Origin of the sequence: Gemmobacter sp. 24YEA27, assembly GCF_030052995.1 — a bacterium.
Classification (GTDB): Bacteria; Pseudomonadota; Alphaproteobacteria; order Rhodobacterales; family Rhodobacteraceae; genus Pseudogemmobacter.
This window is the reverse complement of the sequence record NZ_JASJPW010000001.1, coordinates 845832-872159: the sequence shown is the minus strand read 5'-3', so window position 1 is coordinate 872159 and position 26328 is coordinate 845832. Positions and strand designations below refer to the sequence as shown.

The window sequence follows — 26328 nt, the reverse complement described above, 5'->3', positions numbered from 1 at the left end:
AGCCCCTAGCCATTGCGACCGAGTGAGGCGCGGATGACGCCCGAGGTTGCGCGATAGATCGCCAGGGCCATTTCATGGTCCTGACGGGCGGTGGCCGATTTCACCATCTCCATTTCGATTGAGACATCATTGCCATTGGGCGCCTCGCTGCCGCTGCCGGTAATGATCTCGCCACGCGCCGCATTGCCCCCTTTGGCGAAATGGCCGGGGCGCGTCGCGCGCATGTCGGGTTCACTTTTATAGACTTCGGCAAATGGCCGGAGGTCATGCGCCCGGTATCCGGGCGTATCTGCATTGGCGACGTTGCGGGCAATGACATCCATGCGCGATCCTGCATGCGATGCCAGGGCCTGTGCCATTCTGGTCAGTTCAAGTTTCGCGAACACCGGGGTTCTCCCTTTGGATGCGGTTTCCCTCATCTGCTTCACCAAGGTTTAAGGGTGATTCCTTTAGAAACCGTAATTGGCGGAACAGGGGGCTCCGGATGGCATTCGCATTTGATTCACTTCGTGCAGAAATCGCCGCGATCTCTGCGGTGCGAGAGGTGGGCCGTATCACCGGGAACACGATGGGAAGCCTTATTGTCAAAGGCTTACACGGTGCCTCCCCCGGCGACCGCGTGCTTGCAGGCGCGGTGCAACTCGGCGGCGAAGTGATCAGTGTCTCGGAATCAGGCGCCCTGATCCTGCCCGAAGGCGAGACCGGCGGCCTTGCCATCGGCAGCCGGGTCGAGCTGGTCGGAAAGGCCGGCCTTGCGCCCGATTCCTCCTGGCTGGGCCGGATCGTCGACCCGCTGGGCCGGCCGCTTGACGGACGCCCCCTGCTGGCGGGGCCTGAACGGCGGCCGATGGTCGCCAGCCCGCCAGACCCCGCGTATCGGCGCGGCTTTGGCGCGCGGCTTTCAACCGGGGTCGAGGTGTTCGACACGCTGCTGCCGCTTGTCCGGGGGCAGCGGATCGGGCTTTTCGCGGGATCCGGCGTCGGAAAATCATCGCTGCTGGCGCGGTTCGCGCGCGGGGTCCAGGCGGATGTGGCGGTGATCGCCCTGGTGGGGGAACGCGGTCGCGAACTCAGGGAATTCACCGATAAGGTGCTTGGGCCAGCGGGAATGGCGCGCTCGGTCGTCGTGACTGCAACCTCGGATCAGTCCCCGCTGATGCGCAAACGCTGCCTCCTCTCAGCGATGACCGTGGCCGAGCATTTCCGCGACCTTGGCAAACATGTGCTGCTTCTGGTCGATTCCGTCACCCGCTTTGCCGAAGCGCATCGCGAGGTTGCGCTCGCCTCGGGCGAGGTGGCCTCGCTGCGCGGCTATCCGCCCTCGACCGCCCATGCGCTGATGTCTTTATGCGAACGGGCGGGACCGGGTATCGAGGGGTCCGGCGATATTACGGCCGTGTTTTCAGTGCTGGTCGCCGGGTCGGATATGGAGGAGCCGATTGCCGATATCATTCGCGGCACGGTGGACGGCCATGTCGTGCTCAGCCGCGATATTGCCGAGCGTGGCCGCTATCCGGCGGTGGATCTGTTGCGCTCGGTCTCGCGCAGCCTGCCCGCTGCGGCAACAGACCCGGAAAACGAGGTGATCACCGAGACGCGCAGGCTCTTGTCGGCCTATGATCAGGCCGAGATGATGATCCATGCCGGTCTTTATGTCGCCGGAAGCGACCCGCGGATTGACCGCGCGATCCGGCTCTGGCCGGGCCTTGATGGGTTTCTGGCCGAACCTGCGCCGCCAGGCGGCAATAAGGCGAGTTTCGAGCGGTTGCAGATCCTTCTGAAAGCGTGAGGTGCCGGGACGACAGCCGCCCCGGCACCGGACTATTCCGCCGCCAGACCGGGATCAGCCCCGACCGAAGCCCAGCGGTTCGCAGGCCGTTTCAACCCGAGATTTTCGCGCAGGCTCCGCCCCTCATATTCGCGGCGGAAGATACCGCGCCGTTGCAATTCGGGGATGACAAGCGTCACGAAATCCTCAAGCCCGCCCGGCAGCCAGGGCGGAAGAATGTTGAACCCGTCCGCGCCCTTGCCGATAAGCCATTCCTCCATCAGATCGGCGATTTCGACAGGCGTTCCGATCAGCGTCAGATGGCCGCGCGCGGTGGCAACCCAGGCATAAAGCTCGCGGATCGAGAAGCCGGTCTCATCCGCGATACGGCGCAAAAGCTGCTGACGGCTTTTCATCCCCTCGGTCGCGGGCGCCTCGGGCAGCGGACCGTCCAGAGGATAGCCCGACAGATCCAGCGTCCCCCGGTCAACGCATTCAGAAGCCCGATCCCCTCTTCCGGCAGGATCAGCGCATTCAGCGCGTCATATTTCGCCTGGGCCTCGGCCTTTGTCGCCCCGATAAAAGGCGCGAGGCCCGGCATGATCAGGATCTCATCCGACGCCCGGCCAAGCGCCGCCGCCCGCCCCTTCACATCGGCATAAAACGCCTGGGCCGAAGCCAGATCCTGCTGGGTGGTAAAGATCACCTCGGCCGAGGCGGCAGCAAAATCGCGGCCCGTCTCTGACTGCCCGGCCTGGACAATCACCGGATGGCCCTGTGGCGGGCGCGGCGCATTCAGCGGGCCTTCGACGCGGAAAAACGCCCCCTCATGCCGGATCGGTCGCACCTTTTCCGGGTCAAAATAGACCCCCGTGGCGCGATCCCGCAGGAAGGCATCATCCTCCCAGCTGTCCCAGAGCTGTTTGACCACATCGAGATGCTCGGCCGCACGGGCATAGCGCGCGTCATGGCCATATTGCGCCGCAAGGCCGAAATTCCGCGCCGGCCCGTCCCCATGCGAGGTCACCACATTCCAGGCCGCCCGCCCGCCCGAGATCATATCCAGCGAGGCGAAACGGCGCGCGACGTGATAGGGCTCCTCATAGCTGGTCGAGGCGGTGGCGATGAACCCGATATGTTTCGTGGTGACTGAAAGCGCCGCAAACAGGGTCAGCGGCTCGAACCCGGCGGCCTTTGCGCTGCCGCCCTCGCGCCCGCCGATTTCGGCGGAAAGCGTATCGGCAAGGAAATAGGCGTCGAACAGCCCGCGCTCGGCCAGGGCCGCGAGCTCCTGGTGAAAGGCCAGACTGACCGCGCCGTCCAGCGGCTGATCCGGGTGGCGCCAGGCCGCGACATGCTGGCCGCCGCCAGGCAGAAAGGCGCCAAGGCGCAGCTTGCGGCTCATGCGCCTCCCTCCGGTTTGTGGTCGGCGGCGATGGAAAGGGGGCGCTGCGCCTTCAGCTCCGCCACCAGCGGCTCCAGCTTTTCCAGTGCGCGATCAACCGCGATGGCGCCAAGTGCCAGCCGCAGCGGCGCATCATCGCGCGCGAGCTGCGCCAGGACCAGTTGCACCGCGCGTTCGGGATCTCCGTCTTCCTGGCCCGCGCCGGCCCGGATCGAGGCCGGACGCTGATGCGCGACACGGCCATGATAGGCTGCGATCTGCGGCGCCGAGAGGATCGAGCGTCCGGCGAAATCGGTACGGAACGGCCCCGGTTCGACCAGAAGCACCCGGATCCCGAACTCTGCCACCTCTTCCGACAGCGCCTCTGACAGCGCCTCGACCGCGAATTTCGTCGCCGCGTAATAGCCGACACCAGGCTTCGCCGCGAGCCCGGCGACCGAGCTGATATTGACGATATGACCATAGCCGCGCGCCCGCTGCCCCGGCAGAACCAGCCGCGTCAGAGCCGCGAGCGCAAAGACATTCACCTCGAAAACCTGACGGATTTCGGCGTCCTGGCCTTCCTCCTGGGCCGCAAGATAGCCAAACCCCGCATTGTTCACGAGGACATCAATCGCCCCGAACCGCGCTTCGGCGCCGGCGACCGCCGCCTCGCGCGCTTGGCCATCCGTCACATCCAGCGCGAGCGGCAGAACGCGCTCGCCAAACCGCGCGGCCAGCGGCTCCAGCGCGCGGATGTCGCGCGCGGTTGCGACCACACGATGCCCGGTCTCAAGCGCCTGGCGGGCGAAGATCGCGCCGAAGCCAGTGGAGGCGCCGGTGATGAACCAGACAGAATTATCCTTTAATGTCATAATCTTGATTCCTTATGCCACCGCCGGTTTGGCATCCGGGTGTATCGCGGCAATCCATTGCGGCGGCGGCGTGGTGCCATTCACCGCCCAGTCGCCAATGATCCGGTCCTTGTAGATGCGCGGATTATGCGAGGCGAGGGTGCGGGCATTACGCCAGTGGCGGTCGAGCCCCAGCCCGCTGCGCGTGGCCGAGGCCGACAGCGCATCAAAGAGCGAGGTCGTCGCGGCAAGGATCAGGTCAATCACCACCGATTGCGCCTGGGCCGATTCCAGTTCGGCCACGATATTCGCGGCGTCCTCCGCAGCCTCGTCACCGGCAAAACGGGTGGCGAAGGCGCGTCCGACCGCCTCGGCCGCTTTCAGCGTGATCGCCTGGGCGGCATAGACCTGGGCGCGGAGCTTGCCCAGCACCGCCAGAACCTGCGCATCATGGCGGGGCAGCGCGGCATTCGCATGGCTGAAGGTGCGCCGCCGCAACCCGAGCTCGGCCACGGCATCGCGCACCAGCGCCCGCCCGATGCCCACCAGCGTCGCGAGATGGTAAAGCTGGTAATAGGCGGTCGAATAGCGCAGCCGTTCGGCCCCTTGCCAGAGATTGTCGGGCGCGACTGCGACAGTCTCGTAAATGCTGGTGCCCGAGGCCGAAAGCCGCTGGCCGAACCCGTCCCAGTCATCCAGAACGGTCACGCCCGGCGCGGTGCGGGGCACAAAGGCAAAGACCGTCTCGCCCTGATCGTCGCTGGCGGAAATGTCGATCCAGTCGGCGTAAAGCGTGCCGGTGGTATAGAATTTCTTGCCGGTCAGCCGCAGCCCGTCAGCCGTCTGGCTGAGCCGGGTCGAGAAACGGTCGGTCTTTGCCTCGCCGATTTCGGTAAAGCCGACACCGACCAGATCCCCCGCCGCCAGCCGCGGGGCCCAGAGCGCGCGCCGCGCCGGATCGCGCTGGTTCAGCACATCCTCGACAAAACCGAAATGCACCCGCAACGCCTGGGCGATGTTCGAATCCGCCTCGGCCAGTTCGATGATCAGGTTCAGGAATTCCGGAAAGCTGAGGCCCTTGCCGCCTTCTGCAACCGGCAGCCGCGTCGCGGTAAAGCCGCTTTGCTTCAGCGCCGCGATCTGTTCCAGCGGCAGGCTGTGCTCGCGCTCGCGCCGGCCAAATGCATCGGTGATCGCGGCCAGGATCGGGCGAAAGCCAGACGCGACCTCCTCATATCGGCTGCCAGGATCCATCTGCGCGGCAGGGGGGGCGCCCCAAAGCTGGTCAATCTGGCTCATTCACTTTCTCCTTCGTCTGGTCAGAGACGGCATCCCGTTCCGACCCTATAATTTCTGCAATTTCCACGGCTTGCCGCGCGATATCGGGGATGGCGGTGCTCTCCCACCAAAGCCCGCGCAAAGGGGGGCCAAGGGCAAAGAGCCGATGCGAGCGCCGCCCATCCCGGTCGGTGATCCGTCCATCAGGCGCCGCGTCGATCCCCAGCGACAGCGGGCCGGGTCGCACCAGCCCGCGTTCAAGCAGGTTCTGAACCAACGGGCGGCCGATCCGCCGCCAGTCATATTCCACCCCGGCAGAGAGGATCACCGCATCGAAGCGCGAAGCCGTTACCGCATGACCGCCGCGCAAACGGTGGCGGATCGTCACGCCCCGGCCCTCCCTGATCCCCTGCACGGTCGAGGCGACCTGATGCAGCCGCCCCTCACGCGCGGCCGCACTGACATGGGCATAACCGATGGGCGGGGCGCGGTGATGGTGGACCTCCCACAGGCTGCGGACATGGCGCTGAAAGCGCCGTTTTTCACCTGGGTCAGAAGCCCGCCACCAGCGCCCGATATGGGCCCGCACCAGATCCAGCGGCGATTGCCAGTCGCCGCCCGAGGCCTGCGCGAGCCGGCATTCCCGGACCACCAGCGCGAAAAGCGCGCGGATGGTGATGCGGTCAGGCAGGTCGGCGAGGTAATCCGGCCATTCCGGCGCCAGCCGACGCGGCTCTGGCCGGCGGCCGTGGCGCGAAAACACCGTGATATGGCCGTGATGGCCCGCCTCTGCCAGCGAAGCCACCGCATCGACCATACTCAGCCCCGAACCGATGATCGCCACTTCCGCCCCCGGCGGCAGCGCGCGCATCCGCGCGATGTCCCAGGGGGCAATGGCTTTACCCGCAGCCTGGCCTGCATCGGGGCGCGAAAAATGCAGCCCCGTTGCCAGCACGGCATGGCTGCCTGGAAATTCGCGCCCATCCGCCAGCCTGGCACTGAACCCGCCCGCCTTCGGCGAGAGGTCGGTGACCTCACCCGTGATGCAGGTCAGGCCCCCATTCAGCGCAGCCGCCTCCAGGATCGAAGCGGCATAACGCCCGTAGAGCCAGCGCGGCACAAAGACATCCGCCGCCCGTGCCTGCGGCCCGCCCCGGGGATCGGACCACCGGCATAGCGGTGCTCCAGCCAGCGGCTGAAATGATCCGGGTCAGCAGGGTCAGCGCTCAGCGCCGAGGCCGGACCGTTGGCCTGATGGATATCCGCACCCGCGGCATAGGCAGTGCCCTGCCCCGGCCGGCCATTCTCGCCGATCAGGATCACGGCGGCGCCCTGGCGCAGCAAAGCCGCCGCCACGAGCGCCCCGGAGAGCCCATCGCCGATCACGAGTACCGCCGTTGTCGCCTGGCTATTCATGGCTGAAATCATCAGCCATGATCAGGATTTCGCGAAAGGCGACGGGCCTTCGAATGGAATCCGGTAATGTTCGGCATATTGCGCCGTCACCGCCTCCCATTCGCCATTCTCTCTGGCGGCTCTATAAGGCGCCGGATAATCCCAGCCCGGAGGTTTCTCAAACCCGTTCCATTCATGGTCAATATCAAGCGGAGTCACCTGTGCCTGGGGATCCCAGTCTTCCGGGTGAAGAACTTTCGACATCCGGCGATAATCAAAGGGCAAGACATCGCCATTTTCGACATGGCGCGCGATATAGCCGTCGACGTTTTCCGCCGTAACGATCAGAGATTTCCAGTTTTGCATCCGCTCGGAGGCGCGGGGTTGCCAGCCATTCAGAACATCATAAAGCCGCGAGGTGAAAAGGCCCGCCTGATAGGCCGGGGAATTGGCCGAAGTGGCCAACAACTGCCCGCTTTTTACCGCCAGCAGCCCCTCGGCCGTGCCATCAGCGGCAACCACCAGAACATCCTCGCCCGGCACCAGTCCGGCTGCGCGCAGCGCCGCGATCACCCCCATCGCCACATCGTCATTCTGCGCCACGACGCCCCTTATATCGGGGTGGCGGGTCAGCAGGTCCTGGGCGGCCTTGAGCGAATCTTCGCGGTTGAAGAGGCCCGGCAGCTGGTCGGCAAGCGTGGTTTTGGGGAAATCGGCAAAGGCCGCGTCGCGACCCCGGCTGCGCACCGTATCGGTCGAGAACCCGGGCACCCCGGTCACCCCGATAATCTTGCCGCCGCCAAAGCGCTTTGTCACCTCATCAAGCAGGATCCGCGTCACCGCGCCATGGGCCGTGAACTCTTCGGGCACGGCATAGAGCGTGTAGTAATCACTGACATCGAAGGGGGTCAGCCAGGGTAACGTCGCCCAGACATTCGAGAAATAGGTCTTGTTCTGCGCCGAATATTCCGCGATCCGCCGCACTGCACTGCCATCGGGCGCATGCAGGATGATCGCATTCACGCCAAGGCCCAGCTGCTGCTCAGCCTGGTCCAGCTGGGTCTGGCTGCTCATCTGCCCGTCGAGATAGCTGTAGGAAAAGCCAAGCTCACGGGTGGCGGCTTCGGTCGCGCGGCTCGCCTGGATCATGAATTCGACCCGGCTGGTCCAGGCCAGATAGGCCAGTTTGCCATCCGCCGAGGCAAGCGCCACATTCGGCAGGCCGCTGATCCCGGCGAAAGCGGTCGCCGCCAGCCCCGCCGACCCGAGCGCCAGCAGATCGCGCCGCGAGACACCTTTCGTGTCGAGCCGGTCAAGGTGACCGTCAACCGCCGCAGTATCATCGGGCGAAAACCATCCGCCGGCCTGTTTCAGGAATTTCATGGATATCTCCGCATCTGATGCCGGCCTCCCGCAACGCTTGTGGTCAGGGGCCTGGCGCCGGAACAGATGACACGAAGGGCACAGTCATATCTTTATCATTCTAGGCGTCGATCCGGGCAATTCTTGCCAATTAGCCGGGTCGAATTGGAAGGAATGCGCTCAACAGAAGATATGATCTGTTCGACACCACTTAAGGCGAAAAATATTCTGCACCTGCAGGAAATAGCCACGCGCCACCCCTCGGATCTGTGGGCAATAATCTCTCAGAATCGATCCGTAATTTCAGCAAAATGCACCTGACAGGCGAGGCAGAGAAAATATCGCCTGTAAGAATCGTGATTTAAGAATGCTGCATTGCCGCAAACGGGGTTTGTTTGGAAACACTTACTCTCTGATCTGCCTATATTCACCGGAATGAGGCTGCGGAGGTCCGTGGCCGGTGGCGAGCCAGACTTTTTGTCCCCGGGCAAAGAGAGGCTCGTCGCATCCATCCCGGAACAGGCGAAATGTCATCCAGATCAGAATGGAACTCCATCCCGGCGCAGAGGCCGGGGGACGCGGCACACACTGGCGGCAACCTGCTGGAAGTGCGCAACCTTTCGAAATCCTATGGCCCCGTGCAGGTGATTTCGGACGTCTCTTTTGACGTGCCGCGCCGATCGGTGGTGACCCTTGTGGGAGAGAATGGCGCCGGGAAATCGACCATATTCAACATCCTTTCGGGCCTGACTGCGCCCGATCATGGCACGCTGCACCTCGCCGGCGCCCCTTTTAGCCCGCCGAGCCACCGCGCGGCGGTGGCGCAGGGCATCACCCGCGTCTTTCAGGAACAATCCCTCGTCCAGAATGTGCCGGTCTATGAAAACCTGCTTTTGGGTGAAGAGGCGCGATTCACCCGGTTCGGCCAATGGGTTGACCGTGATGCGATGATCCGCGCCGCGCGGGAAATCGTTCAGGAGGCGGGGCTGGATGTCGATGTCCGTCGCAAGACCGGCGATTATGATTTCTCGACCCGACAATCCATCGAGATCGCCCGCGCCTGCCTGACGCCGAAACTTCTGCGCGGGGTCACGGAACCTCTGGTGCTGCTGGACGAGCCGACCTCGGCGCTGGACCGGCGCGATGAGGAAAGCTTTTTCAATCTGGTGCGCAAGATCCGGCAATATGGCTCGCTTCTCTTCGTCTCGCACCGGCTGACCGAGGTGCTGGAGATCTCGGATGTGATCTATGTGCTGAAAGATGGCGAGATGGTCACCCGCGTCACGCCGCAGGAAACCGACGAGCACCGGCTGCATGGTTTCATGGTCGGGCGCGAACGCGCCACTGACTATTATTACGAGAACCGGCAGCAAACCGCCCTGCCCGCCAGCCCTGCGCTGCGTGCGAAAGGGCTGCGGGTGCTGGCCGACGGGCCCGAGGTCAGCCTGGAGATCCGCCCGGGCGAGATCCTCGGCATTGGTGGCCTTCTCGATTCCGGGAAATCGCGGCTGGGCAAATCGATTGCCGGCGTGATCCGCCCGCTTGCCGGCGAGGTCGCACTTGGCGCGCGCCCGTTCCGCCGCCCCGAAATCGGCCGCGCCACCCGCGAAGGCCTCGGCTATATCCCCGCCGAGCGTCTCGCAGATGGCATCATCGCAAGCTTCCCCACCGCCTGGAATTTCTCGACCGGCAGCGGCGGCGATCTGTTCTCGAACCGCTTCGGGATCTGGCGCGGCCGGAAAGAGCGCCGTGCGGTCCGCAGCCATATCGACACGCTGGCGATCCGTTCGGCGACGCCGGACCTTGCCATGTCGCGGCTCTCGGGCGGCAATCAGCAAAAGGTGGTGCTGGCCCGCTGGCTGGAGCGCAAGCCCGATGTGCTGATCCTCGACAACCCGACCCGCGGGGTCGATGCCGGGGCGAAACAGGAAATCTACCGCGTCTTGCGCGACCTGACCGATCAGGGCGTCGCGATCATCCTGATCACCGATGAGCTGCTGGAACTGATCGGCCTCTCGAACCGCATCCTGATCCTGCAACATGGTGGCGTGGTGGCCGACGTGCCTGCCCCCGCCGATGACAAACCCTCGGAACAGACCCTTGTCGGCCTGATGCTGAGCGATCCCGGCCAGGCCGCGCCCCCGGCGCAACCCGTGGCCGCCCCTGCCCCTGACGCCAAAACCGCCGCACCTGAAACACAGCTGGAAGCCGCAGAATGACCACCGCCCCGCATCCGGAAGGCCGCACCTTCCTCTCGCCCCTCACCGGCCTTTTTGCAAAGGTCGAGACCTCGCTCTGGTTCCCCATCGGGGTCGTGCTGGCGCTGTTCGTCTTCTTCAGCTTTGCCACCGACAGCTTCGCCACTTTGCGCAATTTCTCGGCTGTGAGCGGCCAGGCGGCGACGCTGCTGATCGTCTGCCTTGGCGCGACCTTCATTGTGCTGATGGGGTCGATTGACCTCTCGGTCGGCGCGATTGTGCTGCTGGTGGGCGCGGTCTCGGTCTCGGTGCTGAATGCGCTGAACATCGGCTGGCTGGTGATCCCCTTTGCCGCCCTTGTGGGCGCGGGCCTCGGGCTGGTGAACGGGCTGATCTATACCCGCGGCAAGATCCCGTCTTTCATCGTCACCCTCGGCACGCTTTCGGTGTTCTCCGGCATCGCACTGACGCTGCTTGATGGCCGCGCCATCCAGTTCAACGCGCCGGGGCTGGAGAATATCTCGATCGGGCAATGGATCCCGCGCCTGCCGAATATCGCGCTCTGGGCGATCCTCGCCTGGGTGGTGCTGGTCGTCATCGGGAGCCGCACCCGCTTTGGCCGCTATATGTATCTGATCGGCGGCGGCGAACAGGTTGCGCGCACCGCCGGCGTCCCGGTGGAGCGGTACAAGCTTTACGCCTTCGCGCTGTCAGGGCTGCTGGCGGGCTTTGGTGCGATCCTGGCGGTCGCGCGGCTTGGCGCGGCGGGGCCATCGCTGGGCTCGGATCTTTTGCTGAACAGCCTTGCCGCCATCGTGGTCGGCGGCACCTCGCTGGCCGGTGGTGTCGGGGGCGTTCACCGCACGCTGATCGGCGTTCTCATCATCGCGATCCTCGACAATGGCCTCAATCTGATGGGCGTCTCGCAATTCCTGCAGATGATCATCAAGGGCCTCGTCGTCATCGCTGCCGTTCTGGTCAGCCGCAAATCCGGCGCCGATCAGGTCATCAAATAAGGCAAATCCCCATGACCAAACGTCTTATCCTCAACGGGTTCGTGATGAATTCCGTCTCGCATATCCATCACGGCCTCTGGCGCCGCGATGATACGCTGCAAACCGAATTCAACGATCTGAACACCTGGACCACGCTGGCAAAAGCGCTGGAGGCCGCGAAATTCGACGCCCTCTTTTCCGCCGATATCATCGGGGTCGACCCGGCCTATAAGGGCGGGTGGGAGACCTATATCGAAGAGGCCGTGCAGATCCCGATCAATGATTCCGGCGCGCTGATTGCCGCGCTGGTGGGCGCGACGGATCAGCTGGGGCTCACGCTGACCTCGTCGATCCTGCAGGAACATCCGTTCAATTTTGCCCGCAAGATCTCGACGCTGGATCACCTCTCAAAAGGGCGGATCGGCTGGAACCTCGTGACCTCGGTCAGCCATAACGCCGCGCAGAATTTCGGGCTCGACCGCATTGTCAAACATGATGAGCGTTACGCCTGGGCCGATGAATATATCGACGTGGTCTATAAGCTCTGGGAAGGCTCCTGGGACGAGGGCGCGGTGCTGGCCGATAAGAAAGGCAACCGCTACGCCGATCCGGCGAAAATCCACCGCATCCATCATGAGGGCAAACGCTACAAGGTGCTTGGGCCCCATCTGTCGCAACCCTCGCCGCAGCGGGTGCCGCTGCTGTTCCAGGCCGGGTCCTCGACCGCTGGCCGCGCTTTTGCGGCAAGGAATGCCGAGGGCACCTATATCGTCGCACAAAAGCCCGAAGGCGCGCGCCGCCAGATCGAGGAAACCAACCGCTATCTGGTCGAGGCCGGGCGCAAGATCGGCGATCTGAAATATATCCAGGGCATGAGCTTCATCATCGGCTCGACCGAGGAAGAGGCGGCACGCAAGGCGCGTGACATTGCCGAGGATGTCAGCCTCGATGGTTACCTCGCCCATCTCAGCCGCGATCTGGGCATTGATCTGGGCGTGCTGGATCCCGAACGCCCGGTGAAAGAGCTGGAGATTGAGGGCGTTCAGGGCGTGGTGCGGGCCTTTGAGGATTCGAACCCCGGCGTCATCCCGAAAGTGCGCGATCTGGGCCAGGTCTATGCCAAAGCCGGTAATATCATCGGCACGCCGGAAAGCATCGCCGATGCGCTGGAAGTCTGGCAGGAGGCCGGGATTGACGGCGTCAATGTCAGCTATCACCGCCTGCCGGCGTCGTTCCTGGAATTTGCCGAACATGTGGTGCCGGAGCTGCAAAAACGCGGCCTCGCGCAGCGCGACTACGCCCCCGGCACCTATCGCGAAAAAATCCTCGGCGAGGGCGCCCGCGTCAACACCCGCCACCCGGCCAGCCGCTATCGCGGTGCGTTTGCGACATCCGCAGCGCCCGTCGCAAAAGCCGCGCCCGTCCCCGCAGAGTAACTTTTACCAACCTGAGCCAAGGCACTACGCTATGAACTTCAAAGACCTCGCCCGTCGGATGCCCGACTTCACCAGCCGCAAGGTGATCGACGCCCATATGGAGCGGCTCGACACCAGCGGCGTGTCGCGGCGCGATTTCCTGTCCTTTGCCTCGGCAAGTGCTGCGGCAGCGGCAGGGGCGGCTTATCTCGGCCTGCCCGCCACCGCGATTGCCTCGGAAAACGGCAAATTCGCCTATCTCACCGGCTTCCTGATCAATGAATGGAACCAGACCTTTGACCGCACCGCGAAAAAGGCGGGTGAGGTCCTCGGGCTGAATTACAGCTCCTTCGACAGCTCGCTTGATGGTGAAAAGCAATATAACCAGTTCGAGAGCCAGGTCGCCGGCGGCACCAATGGCGTGATCTTCAACCTGGCGGATGGCAGCGCAATCAAGGGGATCTCGCGCGTCGCCTCGCAAAACAAGATCTATGTCGCCAATGTCTGGGACAGCCTGCCCTGGTTCACGCCCTTTGACGCCGATGAATATTACACCCTTTTCGCGGTTTCCGAAGAGGTCACGGCGCATCGCGAAATCACCGAAGTGCTGCTGGCAGAAGTCACCGAGAAATTCGGCGGCGGCGATATCATCGGCGTGACCGGATCGAAAGGCAGCCTGCTGGAGCTGCAACGCAACCGGGGCCGCGATCAGGCTTTCGAGAAGTTCCCGAAAACGAAGCTGGTTGATGAGCTTCCGGGTTTGTGGAACCGCGAAGATGCGCTGAAGGCGACCGAAGATCTGCTGACCCGCAACCCCAATGTCGTCGGCATCGTGACCCAGGACGACGATATCGCACTTGGCTCCATCGCGGCGCTGAAGGCCGCCGGTCTGCGCCCGGGCGAGGATGTCCTGGTCGTTGGCACCTCGGGCACCGGGCTCGGCTCAAAAGCGGTCAAGAGCGGCGAACTTCTGGCAACCAAAGGCAATACCGGCGCCTTTGCGGCGGCCCTTTTCACCACCCGGATTTATGACGTGCTGAATGGCTGGGTGCCGCGCGCGCCGGAACGGCTGCTGAACTGGCATACCGTGACACTGGATCAGTCGAACATCGACGGCTGGATCGAACGCTATGTCGACAATGGCGATGTCGAACCGTTTGATTACAAACGCATGTCGAAAGTGCTGCACCCGGAAGACTGGGATCCGCAGAACGAGGTCTATCCGCTGGATATCGACAATAACTTCGCCGGGATCGACAAGCCCGAGGGGTATGAATACCCCGCCGCCTATGTCGCCGCGCGCGAGAATGGCGAAAGTGCTGCAGTCGCGGCGGAATATGCCGAACACTACAAAATCAAATATGACGGGCCTTCGCCGAACAAGGCCTGACCCCCATCCCGGCCCGTTACGGGCCGGGTCTCCCCGCCCCGCTTTTTCCAGGCCCTTCGCCCGCAGGTCGCGGCGCGATGTGGCCGGTTGCACCCTCACGGAGGCCATCATGGTCCGCAAAAGCTTTAACCCCCGGCATCTGCCCGATTTCACGCAGAAAAAGATCATCGACCGCCATATGGAGCGGCTTGATACCAGTGGCGTCTCGCGCCGCGATTTCCTGTCGCTCGCCTCGGCCGGTGTGGCGGCCAGTGCGGCGGCGGCGGCACTTGGCATGCCCAATGTCGCGGTGGCCTCGGGGTCGAACAAAGTGGCCTATCTGGCCTGGAGCGCCAGCACCGAATATAATCAGCTCGTCAGCCTCGGCGCTGAAAAAGCGGCATCTGCGCTTGGGCTGAATTACAGCTTTTTCGACGGCCAGATCGATTCCGGGCGGCAGCTTTCGCAGTTTGAACAGTTGGGCACCGAACAGGCGATCGGCGGGTTCTTCAACATCCTCGACGGATCGGCTTTGCGCCGCGCCGGGCAGTTTGCCGAAGACAACCAGACCTTTTTCGCCGCGATCTGGGACAGCGTGCCCTGGTTCACCCCCTTTGATGTTGGCGACTACTTCACCGTCTATCTGAACCCGCATGAGGACGAGGCCCATCGCGGCGTTGCCCGCGCGGTCTATCAGGCCGTGACCGACAAATTCGGCGAGGGCGAGGTCGCGGCGCTGACCGGCACCCCCGGCAACTGGTGCGAAATCTCGCGCAATGCAGGCCGCAATCTCGCGCTGGAGGAATTCCCGAATATCCGCCAGACCGACGAGCTGCCGGGCAAATGGCTGCGCGAGGAATCCCTGCGTGCAACCGAGGATCTTCTGACCCGCAACGGCAAGCTGAGGGGGATCGTCGCGCAGAACGATGACGAGGCCCAGGGGGCGCTGACCGCGCTCAGGAATGCCGGGCTCAGGCCGGGCGAGGACTTCTTCGTCGGCGGGGCAGATGGCACCTCGCTCGGGGCAAAGGCAATCCAGGAGGGGCTGCAGACCTCGACCAGCGGCAACAGCCCGGTCTTCACCGGCGCCTTCCTGACCAGCTGGCTTTATGATGTGGCGAATGGCTGGAAACCGCGCGCGGCAGAACGTCAGCTGTTCTGGAAACCGACCGTGGTGACGAAGGACAATGTCGATGCCTATGTCGAGCGTTATGTCGACAATAACGGCGTTGACCCCTTTGATTTCCGCAAATTCTCGCGCGTCCTGAACCCGGATGACTGGGATCCCCAGGCCTATGTCTACCCCGCCGAGACCGAAGAGATCTGGAAAGGCTATCCGCGCCCCGAAGGCTGGAGCCTGCCCGCGCCTCTCGCCGAGGCAAAGGCGAAGGGCGAGTTCGACGCGGTTCGCGAGGATTATGCCGCGCGCAACAAGATCAAATTCGACGGGCCTTCGCCGAACAAATCGGCCTGAACCGCCAGAGGCCCGGGCTGCGGGCAGGATCCCGCCCCGGCAGAACAGAGCAAAAGGAGACGAAAATGGGCAAAATCAGCCTGCCGCGCTGGATGCGCGATCTTGATGACCCGAAAGCCGTCGGGCGTCATATGGAGCGCCTCGACACCCATGGTGTATCGCGGCGCGATTTCCTCGCGATGGCATCGGCCGGGGCCGCAGCCTCGGCCTTTGCGGCTGCGGCGGGGATGCCGAATGTCGCGCTGGCCTCGGGGAATGGCAAACTGGCCTTCATCTCGGCCTTCATGTCGAATGAATATAACCAGATCCTGAATGGCGCCTTTGAATCTGCGACCAAAGCGCTGGATTTCTCGTATACCGGGCTCGACAGCCAGTTCGACGGCGAACGCCAGTTCAACCAGTTCGAACAACAGGTAACCTCGGGTGTGCAGGCCGGGATCTTCAACCTGGCCGATGGCGGCACCATCCGGGGCGTGAGCCGGCTGGCCCAAGAAAACAAGGTCTGGGTCGCCAATGTCTGGGACAGCCTGCCCTGGTTCACCCCGTTCGAAGCCTCGGATTACTGGACGCTTTACACCGTGCCCGAGGAATTCGAGGCCCATCGCGCGGTGACCGCGAAACTGCTGGCGGCTGTGACCGAAAAATTCGGTGGCGGTGATATCGTCGGCGTGACCGGCACCAATGGCAATCTGACCGATCTGCAACGCTCGCGCGGGCGGGACGACGCGTTCCGCGATTTCCCGAAGACAAGGCTGGTCGACACGCTGCCGGGCAAATGGAACCGCGAAGATTCGCTGAAGGCCACCGAAGACCTCCTGACGCGCCACCCCGGCCTGAAAGGCGTCGTGGCGCAGAATGACGACGTGGCACAGGGCGCCATTGCGGCGATCCAGGCCGCCGGTCTGCGCCCGGGCGAGGATATCCTCGTGGTCGGTGCCGATGGCACCAGTCTTGGCGCCCAGGCGATCCGCGACGGCAAGCAGCTGGCGACTTCGGGCAACAGCCCCGCCTATGCGGCGGCGATCCTGACCGGGCGCATCTATGATGTCAGCCACGGCTGGGTGCCGCGCGCGTCCGAGCGGCTGCTGAACTGGCGCTCGCTGACGGTGACGGCGGAGAATGTCGAAACTTATATCGAACGCTATGTCGATACGAACGGCCTTGATCCCTTTGACTACCGCAAGATTTCTAAGGTTCTGCATCCCGATGACTGGGACCCGCAGGCCGAGGTTTTCCCGCTGGATGTCGACAAGGCCTGGGCCGGGGTCGACCGCCCCGAGGGCTGGGAATATCCGGCACCTTATCTCGCGGCGCGCGACAATGGCGAATGGGATCAGCTGCGCGCGGAATATGCCGATCACTACAAAATCAAATTCGACGGCCCGTCGCCGCATAAAGCGACCTGAGCGCAGTCTTTAACCAACACTCACGCCGGGCGGTGAACAGCTTGCCTCACCGCCCGGACCACGGCCCTTGGTGACCGAACCAGGCCCGGATTCTGCGCAAACCAACTTTTCGCGAGATAGCCGCGCCTGGGCGGCTGGCACAGGCACGGTCGAGCATGCGCTGAACGGGCGCGGTGCGGTCCGACCCGGAACGGAACGGCACAAAAGGTGATCGCGGCGGAGCGGGCGCTGAACAGGCCGCGCCTGATCCCGACGCGACATCACGGGATCTTCCGTATGGAAGTGCTGCTGCTGAAACCGGAACCCTTTCCGGCCACGATATCGGCTTCGAATGGTTGCTTTAAGACAAACGCAATCAGGGCAAGGATGACAAAACCGGCACCAGTAGAACTGGCCGATAAGCCCCCCGAAGGTCACCGGTTCGAGCTGTCCTGCCGCGCTGCGGCCCCGGCGTTCGAATTTCACCTTCGACCCGGATCAGGTACGCCGCAGCCCTTGCGCCGTCAGAACACGCAGCACCAGACCATCTCGGCGCGGGCAGAAAACCGCTTCCACCTGTCGGATACGAATACGATCACCGCCTAGGCTCCAGACTCATTAACTTTAGAGCCAGAAGAGGACGGTTGCGGCGAGGGCTATGGCCGATAGGAAGACAATGGGGCACCTGTCGTATCGGGTTGCAACTCGTCGCCAGTCCTTGAGCCTGCCGAACATGATCTCGATGCGGTTGCGGCGTTTGTAGCGGCGCTTGTCGTATCGAACTTTCTTCTTGCGGGTTTTCCGCCCCGGGATGCAGGCGCTTATGCCTTTGTCTTTCAACGCATCTCTGAACCAGTCGGCATCGTATCCCCGATCCGCCAGCATCCACTCTGCCTTTGGAAAGCTGCGTAGCAGAGCAGCGGCTCCGCTGTAGTCGCTGACCGGACCGGCTGTGACAAACAGGCTGATCGGGCGGCCTTGGGCATCGGCAACGGCGTGAAGCTTGGTATTCATACCACCCTTCGTGCGACCGATCAGGCGACCACGCCCCCTTTTTCACCCGCAGGCTGGAGGCCGTGCGATGAGCTTTCAGGTATGTCGCATCAATCATGATGGTCTTCTCGTCGGCAGCCTCCGATGCCAGACCGTGCATTATTCGGGTGAACACCCCCATCCGGCTCCAGCGCTTCCAGCGGTTGTAGAGCGTCTTTGGTGGACCATACTCGAGAGGGGCATCACACCAGCGCAACCCATTGCGATTGATGAAGATTATGCCGCTCAAGACTCGGCGATCATCGAAGCGTGGACGGCCATGGCTCTTGGGGAAAACGGCTCGAGCCGCGCAATCTGCGCGTCAGTCAGCCAGAATAGATTGCTCATCAGAAGGGGCTCCTGACACCTTCTGAATCACCGAACAGCAGCACAATCAATGGGTCCTGACCCTAGGTCGACTGATACGACACGGACAGCACCTGTGGCGATCTGACCTTCGGCCCGGTGGCCAAAAAAAGCCAGAAAAATTGGCCTTTATGTCCAGGCGCGGCCTGAACCGGTCGAGGGTCTGTCGGGCTCTTTCGGGCTTCTCTGAGGTGACCAGAGCTTTACCGGCATCCCGGGCCGGAAGGGCGGCAATTTGCGCACGCGCTGCTCGCAATGCAGGTTCAAAGTGAACGGCGCCGGCACCGACAGCTGGCGCGCCATGGATTCTGGAACCCCTCTCGGCGGCGTGCTGGCCATCGAGGCGCAGCACAGCCGGAGGGCAGCGCCTTTACCTTTGGCGGCTCGGTCAAGGCGGCAAAGGCCAGTGGCCACATGGATGCCATGGTCAATAAAACCATCGCGAGCTATGCGGGACTGAACCTCTTCACGGAGTATCAGCCGCCTGCGGTCGAGGACCTGGTGAACCGGGCCGAGACCAAGAACCTCTGCGACAGGACCTGTGCCGACCGCGCCATTTATGGCCAGGACAAAGGAAAAAGGCGGGATCATCCGCCCCTGTTTCAAAGGTAAGGGCAGTTCGGCATCCTCGAACAGCGCGGCGCCCTGGTCTTTGGTCAGGAAGATGTCCGGGTTGTCTGTCACCGGCACACCCGCCAGACGGGTAAGGGCTGGCCAATCATAGGCGAAACTGCGCCGCAATGCGAAAGCAACGCGCCATAATAGACGGCAAATCGGCGGTTTTCGATATCGAGCGCCTCAATCTCCTTATCGTGGATCTTACCTGCGCTGCCTTCGCGGATTACGTGTCCGGCCTGCATCGCGATGAACCGGTCGGAACAAACCGAGGCGCAATTGATGTCATGCAGCACCATCACGACAGTCTTGTTCAGCGCCCTGACCGCCGTTCGCAAGGCCAGCATCATGGCGCGGGCATTCTTCACATCCAGATTGTTCAGCGGCTCATCCAGAAGGGTGTAATCGGTCTTCTGGGCCAGAACCTTCGCCATAAAGGCACGTTGCCGCTGACCGCCGGAGAGCTGATCGAGAAAGCGGTCGGTCAGGTTGAGCCAGGCCAGGAGGCCGCTCAATAAGCCCCGAGCATGCCGCGATTGGTCACGAGGCTCAGCGCGGTGCCGGAATGGGGCGCCACCGATTGCAGAAGCGCGCTGCGGCTCCCGATGAGCATCAGATCCGCGCCGGCGGCCAGGCGTGGCCGGAGAATGAGGGGGTGAGGATCATGATGTCCCTTTTCGGCCGGACAGGCTGGCGTCAGGCAAGGTCTGGGGCGAATTTCCATCTGTCCCCGTGTAATTTATCAGGGCAATCCACCCAAGGGCCGGCGGCGAAGTGCAAGTGTCCAGCCCCGGACTGAATTCATGAAATCCAGTTTCACATGGCCACCCAAGACTCGCGATTCATGCTTGAAGATTCGCTGAAACTACCGATTTATATGAAAAGTATTTCCAATGGCAGGGCTGAAATGGCCGATCCTCGACTCATCCGCTATGATATCGCCGATCCTCAGGCCGGCGGCAGCCGCCGCCCCTTTGCCCGCGCCGTCCGGGCCGGGGACTATGTTCATGTCTCGGGCCAGGTCCCCACAATCGATGGCGAGGTCGTCCAGGGTGGCATCATCGCCCAGACCGAGGCGGTGATCGAAAACCTGAAAGCGGTGCTGAAACTCGCCGGTTGCGGGCTGGAGGATGTGATCAAGGTCACCTGCTGGCTGGAAGATCCGCGCGATTTCACCAGTTTTAACGCGGTGTTCGAGAAGCATTTCATCGACCACCCGCCGGCGCGTTCAACCGTGGAATCGCGGCTGATGGTCGATGCGAAGATCGAGATCGACGCCATCGCCTGGAAACCCCTGTAACGGGCTGAGGAGACCGGCATGAAGGTTCTGATCCTTCCCGATGCGGGCGCGGCGACCGAGCGCGCGGCGGGGCTGATCGCCGAACGGCTGCGCGACAGGCCCGAAACGGTGCTGGGCCTTGCGACCGGTGGCACGATGGAGGCGGTTTATGCGCGCCTGATCCGGGACCACCGCGGGGCGGGGCTCAGTTTTGCCGGGGTCACCAGTTTCAACCTTGATGAATATGTCGGCCTCGCGCCCGATCACCCCTGTTCCTACTGGCATTACATGCGCCACCACCTGTTCGACCATGTCGATATCGACCCGGGCCGCGCCCATCTGCCGCGCGGCGATGCCCCTGACCCCGAGGCCGAAGCCGCACGCTATGAGGCCGCGATCCGGGAGGCCGGCGATATCGGGCTGCAACTCCTTGGCCTTGGGCTGAACGGGCATATCGGCTTTAACGAGCCGACCTCCAGCCTGAATTCGGTCACCAGGATCAAGACGCTGACCCGTTCGACCCGCGATGCCAATGCGCGGTTTTTCGCCCGCCCCGAGGATGTGCCGCGCCTTGCGATCACCATGGGGATCGGCACCATCGCCCGCGCGTCAGAGGTGCTTTTGCTGGCTTATGGCGCGGCCAAAGCCCAGGTGGTGGCCGCGATGATCGAAGGGCCGCTGACCGCCGCCTGCCCGGCTTCTGCCCTGCAATTGCACCGCAAGGTGACGGTGGTGATCGACCGCGCGGCGGCGGGCGCGCTGCGACTGCGTGACTATTACGAACTGGTGCATCCGGACGGGCGCGAGGCTGAAATCTGATCCAGCTTTGCCCTGAGCGCCGCAACCTTTGCCCGGTCAGTCCTGCGCGCGCCTGCAGGCTGAAAGCCGAATTCCGCCACAGCGGCAATCCTGGGCAGCGGCAGCGGCGCTGATCCCGAAGCATGGATTTCGCGCAGATCCAGCACCGCCGCCAGGGCTCCCGCGTTTTCCGCCGAAACCCCGCCGCCTGGCATCACCCTCACCCCGGGTGCCGCCCGTTCCATCGCCCTGAGCCGCGCGATCCCCGCAAGCGCGGTCAAGGCCCCTCCCGATGACAGCACCCGGCGAATGCCGAGCGCCTTCACCAGCCGCATCGCCTGATCGGGGTCCGGCGTCAGATCAACAGCACGGTGAAGGGTAATCTCCAGGCCAGACGCCTCCGCCACCAGGCGGCGCAGCGCCGCTTCATCCAGCCGCCCGTCGGGCAGGGAGGCGCCGATCACCACCCCGGCGAGCCCGGCAGCGCGACAGGCGCGGATCTCGGCGACCGAGGCGTCCAGCTCGGACCCGGTCCAGCAGAAATCCCCGGCGCGCGGCCGGATCATCGCCATCACCGGCAGATCGCAATCTGCCGCCAGCGCGATCAGCCCCGCCGAAGGCGTCAGCCCGCCAACGGCCAGCGCCCCGCAAAGCTCGATCCGGTCGGCGCCGCCCTCACGCGCGGCCCGGATCCCCGCCGCGTCATCGACACAGATTTCCAACGTGATCCGGGTCATCTCCGTCCCTCCAGCCCCAAAAGCAAACCGGCCCCCAGCACGCCCGCCACACCCGACAGGATCGAGGCCGCCGGATAGCCGCCGATCCAGGTGCCAAAGGCGAAGACCGCCGCGCCAAAGGCGCCACCAAGGAACATATTCACTGCGATCAGCGAGGCCGAAAGCCCCGGCCGGTCCCAGATCATATCCAGCAGATAGCTGATCGGCAGCGAGATAATCCCGGCGGCGGCAAAGCCCGCGATCAGGCTTGCGACCCAGATCTGCCAGACCGCCCCTGCGAAAGCCAGCGCGGTCAGATAGACCAGATAAAGCGCCGCAGTGATCGCCAGCGCAGGCACAAGTGCCATGGATCGCGTCATCCGCGCCCAGAAAAACATGAAGATGACCTCAAGTGCTGCGACCATGCCGACGATCTTGCCGACCGTGCCCGCCTCCCCCCGGCCTGGCCGGTCAGGATCAGCGGCAACACGGCTGAATTGACATGCAGCACCTGGCTGATCAGCGCCACGCCCAGCACACGGCTGAGGATGCCGGGATGCAAAAGCCGCCCGATACCGGCAAAGCTCGCGCCCGCCATGCGGACCTGGGCGGGCCGGTCCGCACGCCCGGTGGTCGGCGCCAGGCGTGAGGTGCCGGTGCCGCCCTCGACCGTGGTTTCCGGGCGTGGCTTGTGGTCGGGCTCCAGCCAGAACAGGATCGTGGCAAGGCAGGCCGCCGCCAGCAGCGCCGCGATCAGGTAGGATCCGATCATCGTCTTTTGCCCGGCAAGGATCAGCCCGACCGCGCCCGGCACCAATACCCATGACAAAGAAATCATCATCCGCATCAAGGCGTTGACGATAGCAGCCTCTTCCGGCTGGAACCGCGCGGTCTGGGCGCGGACATTGCCGAACAGCATCGAATTCGTCACATGGAACAGCGCCAGCGGCGCGATCATCGCAATGGCAAAAGTCAGCGCCGAGGGCACAGCCCAGATCATGCCATAGCCGATGATCCCGAATGAGGCGACGAAGATCAGCGGGCGGCGATAGCTCTGGAACCGATCCGAGATCAGGCCGAACCCGATCGCCAGCAGGACATTGGTAATCGAGGCCGCCAGCGCGATCAGCGCATATTGACCATCGCTCAGCCCCAGCTCGCGGATGCCGACCAGCGCCTGATAGGGCACGGTCGCCGCCCCTGCAAAGCCGTAAAGAAAGATCGCGGCGGCCGAGGCGCGCACGACCCGATGGCGGCGAAGGGTAGAAATCCAGGGGTTCATCTTAACACCTGAACCGCTGCGAGATTTCGGGCACAGGCTGGTAATCCGCGCCCGGATCAAAGGGCAGCACCCGCAGCGACCGGTGGTGATTGGCAAGGGCCGCTATGTCCTGGCTGACAACGCCATCAGTCAGCGCCATCAGGTTCGGCCGCGCCAGCGGTGCAAGTTCTGGCGAAAGATAGCCCGATTTCACCACAAGCAGCCCTGCCGCGCGAGGATCCAGCCCGAGCCGGTCGAAATCCGCGAGCGTATGATAGGGCCGCCGCCGCGCCGCCAGCACAAGGGTGATACCGCCGATCCGCACCACCGCCTGACGCGCACCAGGATCGTCGCCGCCATCAAGCAAGACCACCTCGGCCATGGTCGCGACGACGGCACCGGCCGGGTCAAGGCTCGCCCCGATCCGGAGCGGCAGCCGCGCGCCGGTCCCGGCTTTGAAACAGGCCTCGACCGCAGGCCGGTCGGTGATGCCCGCGACCAGCGCCCCCTGCCATCCGCGCGCGATCAGGGCGGCGAGCACATCGGCACGGTCCCCCACCCCGCCGCCGGTCGGGTTGTCACCACTGTCGGCGAGGATCACCGGCTGCGTTCCCACCACAGCCGCGATATCCAGCATCTCCTCAAGCGGCCCTGTTTTTGCGCCGGAATGGAACCGGTCACGCGCGGCCCAGAAATCACCGGCAATCTGTGTCCCCGCAGCCGCCATCGCCACAGCGTCGGTGCCCGTCACCATGGCGCAGGCGGTGGCGCGCGGCTCATCGGCCCAGACATAACCAATCATCAGATCCGCGCGCCAGATGCCGGCTCCCTCGCGCGCAGGCAGCGCGGCGTATAAAGACCGTGCCGGCTCGTCCCCGGTCGAAGTCCGCTCGCCGGGCAGTAAAAGCGGCACCGGCACCCGCAAAACGCCGGGCCGCACGCCGGTTTGCAGAGCGCGCAGGAGCATTGCAAAAGCCGCCTCCATCGTCTCGGGCGTGTCGATATGCGGTGCGGTGCGATAGGCGGCGAAAATGTCGATCTGATCGACCACTTTCGCCGAGACATTCCCATGCAGATCGTAACTGGTGGCGATCAGCATATCCGGCCCGACCGCCTGCCGCACTGCCTGAAACCAGTCGCCCTCGGCATCCCACAGGCCTTCGACCTTCATCGCGCCATGCATCGCGAGGTAAACCGCATCAAAGGGCTTCGCTGCCTCGAGACGTGCCAGAAACCCGGCCCGGAACGCCTCGTATACCGCGCGCGAGACCGGGCCACCCGGCACCGCACGCGCATGAAAGAGCGGCGCGATTTCAACAGGATGGTGGCGCAGAAAGGCGAAGTAATCGCTTTCTGTCAGCTCTGCCCCGCGCAGCACACGGAAATCCTCTGCCTGCATCAGCACCGGCGAAGAGGTGGAACATTCGGTATGGATGCCGCCGACGGCGATGCGCATTTCAGCCTCTTACAGTGTCGGGTGCAGCCGGGCCTGGGCGGCAAAGCGCAGCCAGTCCTTATTCTCCGGCAGGGTCCAGCCCGCCTCGGCCACCGCCAGAAGCCGCGGGAAAACAAGATCGTTGAACCAGGCGTCAGAGGTGAAATGCTCGCACCAGATACAGGCCTGAACACCTGTCATATGATGCGCCAGTTCGGGCGGAAAATCGCCCGCCGCCTCGTAAGAATAGCATTGTTCGGGCGTCACCGGCCCGGCCCAGCCGGCGCCATTTTCCAGCCAGTCCGGCCCCTGCACCATGTCGAGATAATAGGCCTGGCCCGGCACCATCACCACGTCATAGCCCTGCCGCGCCAGCGCGATCCCGATCTCGGGCCTTTCCCAGGCCATCAGGAGCGTGTTCTCCGGCGGCACCCCTCCGCCCTGCGCGACCTCGTTCCAGCCGACAAGGATCTTTCCCCGCGCCTCGAGCATCGCCTTGATCCGGCGCAGGAACCAGCTTTGCAGGTTGAGCGTTCCGGCAAGCCCCTCGCGCTGCATCAGCACCCGGGCGCGCGGACTGTCGAGCCAGGCATTGCGCGCCACCTCATCGCCGCCGATATGGAACCAGCGCGACGGGAAAATCGCACATAGCTCGTCGATGATGGTTTCCAGCACCGTGAATGTCTCAGGGATACCGGGATTGAAGCCGTTATTGGGGAAGCCCTGAACCGGATGATAGCTTTCCGGCGGCTCGTCCGGATCGGCCAGCTGCGGCAGCGCGGCGATGACACAGGCGGCATGGCCCGGCGTCTCGATCTCGGGCATCACCTCGATCCCAAGCGCCCCGGCATGGGCCACCAGGGCGCGCATCTCATCCTGGCTGTAATGGCCCGTCGCAGCCCCGGGCCCATCCCCAAGCTGCGGCTGCATCGCAGGCAGGCCGGCGGCACGGGTGGCGCCAATTGCGGTCAGCTGCGGGTAAGCGCGGATCTCGGCCCGCCAGGCCTCGTCATCGGTCAGATGCCAGTGAAAGCGGTTGAACCGGTTCCATGCCATGATATCGACCACGCGGCAGACCTGGTCAAACCGCCAGAAATGCCGCGCACAGTCGAGATGGCAGCCGCGCCAGCCATAGCGCGGCGCATCCGCGATATGGCCGGTCGCGGGGAAGCGGAACTTCGGGTCACTGATGGCGCCTTGCAGCATCTGCGCCAGCGCGATCAGCCCATAGCGCCGCCCGAGCGCCGAGCTTGCCGCAAGGGTGATCACCGGGTCGAAATCGAGACGGAAGCCCTCTTCGGGGATCGCGGCGCTATAGGCAAACGCCACTTCACGCGATCCGGGCACGGGCGAAAGCTGCAGGATCCGGCGCCCCGCCGGGAACAGCCGGCGCTGCAGATCAGACACCGACAGCGCAAGACGCTGATCCGCGAGGCTGGTCCCCGGCGCGAGATGCAGGATAACCGGCGGAGGATCCGCCGCTGGCCCGGGTTCCGCCGTGATCGCATTCGGCCAGGGCATCAGCGCGAAGGGCAGCGTCAGCCGCCCCTCGGGCAGGCGCGGCGGCGGATATCCGGGCGTGACGGATTGCAGCATCAGATCCCCGACCATACAAGGGAGATGACGGCGATCCGCAAGCGTGACCCAGGCGGTTTTGGCCGCGTCATTGCGGTGAAATGGCGAGCGGTTCAGGCCGGTGATCTTGAATGACCAGCTTTTGCCCGGCGCGACAACCAGCCCTTCGGGCGGCGCGATCTGGTGGAAATTCGCATTGCGCAACAATAGCCTCGCGCCGGTGATCTCGTGATCCGCCAGCACGCGGGTGATTGAGGTCAGCGAGAGGCTAAAGCCCTCCAGCGCCTCATCGGACAGGTTGGTCAGCCGCAGCGACCAGGTCCCGGCGGGCAGTGGCATTTCGGACCAGGAATTTTCCAGGAGATACATCGCAC

25 protein-coding genes and 1 pseudogene are annotated in these 26328 nt (G+C 63.9%); 10 read left to right on the top strand and 16 right to left on the bottom strand.

Features of this window, described 5'->3' with window-relative positions; all coding sequences use genetic code 11:
* Positions 1-5: 5 nt before the first annotated feature.
* Positions 6-386, bottom strand: a complete 381-nt coding sequence (locus tag QNO18_RS04300; protein ID WP_283176686.1) for a FlgB family protein — start codon at positions 384-386, stop codon at positions 6-8.
* 98 nt (positions 387-484) lie between these two features.
* Between QNO18_RS04300 and QNO18_RS04295 the strand changes: the two genes are divergently transcribed.
* Positions 485-1789, top strand: a complete 1305-nt coding sequence (locus QNO18_RS04295; RefSeq protein ID WP_283176685.1) for a FliI/YscN family ATPase — start codon at positions 485-487, stop codon at positions 1787-1789.
* A 32-nt stretch (positions 1790-1821) separates the two neighbouring features.
* Here QNO18_RS04295 and QNO18_RS04290 read toward each other — a convergent pair whose 3' ends face one another.
* Genes QNO18_RS04290 through QNO18_RS04260 form a run of 7 tightly spaced genes read right to left on the bottom strand, consistent with a single transcriptional unit; the run spans position 1822 to position 8062 of the window.
* Positions 1822-2184, bottom strand: a complete 363-nt coding sequence (locus QNO18_RS04290) for a hypothetical protein (protein WP_283176684.1) — start codon at positions 2182-2184, stop codon at positions 1822-1824.
* A complete protein-coding gene (locus tag QNO18_RS04285; protein WP_283176683.1) occupies positions 2181-3173 on the bottom strand; it encodes an NtaA/DmoA family FMN-dependent monooxygenase in 993 nt (330 codons plus the stop codon). Before QNO18_RS04285 ends, QNO18_RS04290 begins: the two co-directional genes overlap by 4 nt.
* Entirely contained in the window at positions 3170-4027 is an 858-nt protein-coding gene (locus tag QNO18_RS04280) for an oxidoreductase (RefSeq protein ID WP_283176682.1), read from the bottom strand. Before QNO18_RS04280 ends, QNO18_RS04285 begins: the two co-directional genes overlap by 4 nt.
* A gap of 12 nt (positions 4028-4039) precedes the next feature.
* A complete protein-coding gene (locus QNO18_RS04275) occupies positions 4040-5305 on the bottom strand; it encodes an acyl-CoA dehydrogenase family protein (RefSeq protein ID WP_283176681.1) in 1266 nt (421 codons plus the stop codon).
* Complete coding sequence (locus QNO18_RS04270) at positions 5292-6404, bottom strand: FAD/NAD(P)-binding protein (RefSeq protein WP_283176680.1); 1113 nt, start codon at positions 6402-6404, stop codon at positions 5292-5294. Before QNO18_RS04270 ends, QNO18_RS04275 begins: the two co-directional genes overlap by 14 nt.
* Entirely contained in the window at positions 6347-6700 is a 354-nt protein-coding gene (locus tag QNO18_RS04265) for an FAD/NAD(P)-binding protein (RefSeq protein ID WP_283176679.1), read from the bottom strand. Before QNO18_RS04265 ends, QNO18_RS04270 begins: the two co-directional genes overlap by 58 nt.
* A gap of 21 nt (positions 6701-6721) precedes the next feature.
* Positions 6722-8062 (bottom strand): sugar ABC transporter substrate-binding protein, encoded by a 1341-nt coding sequence (locus tag QNO18_RS04260; RefSeq protein ID WP_283176678.1) that lies wholly within the window; start codon positions 8060-8062, stop codon positions 6722-6724.
* A gap of 506 nt (positions 8063-8568) precedes the next feature.
* On the opposite strand from QNO18_RS04260, the gene QNO18_RS04255 reads away from it, so the two are divergent.
* The 7 genes from QNO18_RS04255 (at position 8569) to QNO18_RS04225 (ending at position 17483) form a co-directional block, all read left to right on the top strand.
* Complete coding sequence (locus tag QNO18_RS04255; RefSeq protein ID WP_283176677.1) at positions 8569-10260, top strand: sugar ABC transporter ATP-binding protein; 1692 nt, start codon at positions 8569-8571, stop codon at positions 10258-10260.
* Positions 10257-11255, top strand: coding sequence for an ABC transporter permease (locus QNO18_RS04250; RefSeq protein WP_283176676.1), 999 nt, complete (start codon positions 10257-10259; stop codon positions 11253-11255). Before QNO18_RS04255 ends, QNO18_RS04250 begins: the two co-directional genes overlap by 4 nt.
* Positions 11256-11266: 11 nt before the next feature.
* Complete coding sequence (locus tag QNO18_RS04245) at positions 11267-12670, top strand: NtaA/DmoA family FMN-dependent monooxygenase (RefSeq protein ID WP_283176675.1); 1404 nt, start codon at positions 11267-11269, stop codon at positions 12668-12670.
* A 31-nt stretch (positions 12671-12701) separates the two neighbouring features.
* Positions 12702-14039, top strand: coding sequence for a sugar ABC transporter substrate-binding protein (locus tag QNO18_RS04240; RefSeq protein ID WP_283176674.1), 1338 nt, complete (start codon positions 12702-12704; stop codon positions 14037-14039).
* 109 nt (positions 14040-14148) lie between these two features.
* Entirely contained in the window at positions 14149-15492 is a 1344-nt protein-coding gene (locus QNO18_RS04235) for a sugar ABC transporter substrate-binding protein (RefSeq protein ID WP_283176673.1), read from the top strand.
* Positions 15493-15557: 65 nt separating this feature from the next.
* Positions 15558-16898, top strand: a complete 1341-nt coding sequence (locus QNO18_RS04230) for a sugar ABC transporter substrate-binding protein (RefSeq protein ID WP_283176672.1) — start codon at positions 15558-15560, stop codon at positions 16896-16898.
* Between the two features lie 207 nt (positions 16899-17105).
* Positions 17106-17483: a hypothetical protein gene (locus QNO18_RS04225; protein ID WP_283176671.1), complete on the top strand. Its 378-nt coding sequence runs from the start codon at positions 17106-17108 to the stop codon at positions 17481-17483.
* 18 nt (positions 17484-17501) lie between these two features.
* Here QNO18_RS04225 and QNO18_RS04220 read toward each other — a convergent pair.
* The 3 genes and pseudogenes from QNO18_RS04220 to QNO18_RS04210 form a co-directional block, all read right to left on the bottom strand.
* Positions 17502-18257, bottom strand: a pseudogene (locus QNO18_RS04220) (IS5 family transposase).
* Positions 18258-18404: 147 nt separating this feature from the next.
* On the bottom strand, positions 18405-18959 hold the full coding sequence (locus QNO18_RS04215; RefSeq protein WP_283176670.1) for a hypothetical protein: 555 nt from the start codon (positions 18957-18959) through the stop codon (positions 18405-18407).
* Positions 18956-19405 (bottom strand): ATP-binding cassette domain-containing protein, encoded by a 450-nt coding sequence (locus QNO18_RS04210; protein WP_283176669.1) that lies wholly within the window; start codon positions 19403-19405, stop codon positions 18956-18958. Before QNO18_RS04210 ends, QNO18_RS04215 begins: the two co-directional genes overlap by 4 nt.
* A 392-nt stretch (positions 19406-19797) precedes the next feature.
* On the opposite strand from QNO18_RS04210, the gene QNO18_RS04205 reads away from it, so the two are divergent.
* The gene (locus tag QNO18_RS04205; RefSeq protein WP_198835660.1) at positions 19798-20190 is read left to right on the top strand and encodes a RidA family protein; all 393 of its coding nucleotides are present in this window, start codon (positions 19798-19800) and stop codon (positions 20188-20190) included.
* 18 nt (positions 20191-20208) lie between these two features.
* Positions 20209-20988: a glucosamine-6-phosphate deaminase gene (gene nagB / locus QNO18_RS04200; RefSeq protein WP_283176668.1), complete on the top strand. Its 780-nt coding sequence runs from the start codon at positions 20209-20211 to the stop codon at positions 20986-20988.
* On the opposite strand, the gene QNO18_RS04195 is transcribed toward nagB, so the two are convergent.
* Genes QNO18_RS04195 through QNO18_RS04175 form a run of 5 tightly spaced genes read right to left on the bottom strand, consistent with a single transcriptional unit; the run spans position 20946 to position 26323 of the window.
* Positions 20946-21704, bottom strand: a complete 759-nt coding sequence (locus QNO18_RS04195) for a copper homeostasis protein CutC (RefSeq protein WP_283176667.1) — start codon at positions 21702-21704, stop codon at positions 20946-20948. The genes nagB and QNO18_RS04195 overlap by 43 nt on opposite strands.
* Complete coding sequence (locus QNO18_RS04190; RefSeq protein WP_283176666.1) at positions 21701-22051, bottom strand: hypothetical protein; 351 nt, start codon at positions 22049-22051, stop codon at positions 21701-21703. Before QNO18_RS04190 ends, QNO18_RS04195 begins: the two co-directional genes overlap by 4 nt.
* 8 nt (positions 22052-22059) lie before the next feature.
* Positions 22060-22965, bottom strand: coding sequence for an MFS transporter (locus QNO18_RS04185; RefSeq protein ID WP_283176665.1), 906 nt, complete (start codon positions 22963-22965; stop codon positions 22060-22062).
* Position 22966: 1 nt separating this feature from the next.
* Positions 22967-24400 (bottom strand): M81 family metallopeptidase, encoded by a 1434-nt coding sequence (locus QNO18_RS04180; protein WP_283176664.1) that lies wholly within the window; start codon positions 24398-24400, stop codon positions 22967-22969.
* 9 nt (positions 24401-24409) lie between these two features.
* Positions 24410-26323: a family 20 glycosylhydrolase gene (locus QNO18_RS04175; RefSeq protein ID WP_283176663.1), complete on the bottom strand. Its 1914-nt coding sequence runs from the start codon at positions 26321-26323 to the stop codon at positions 24410-24412.
* Between the last annotated feature and the right edge of the window lie 5 nt (positions 26324-26328).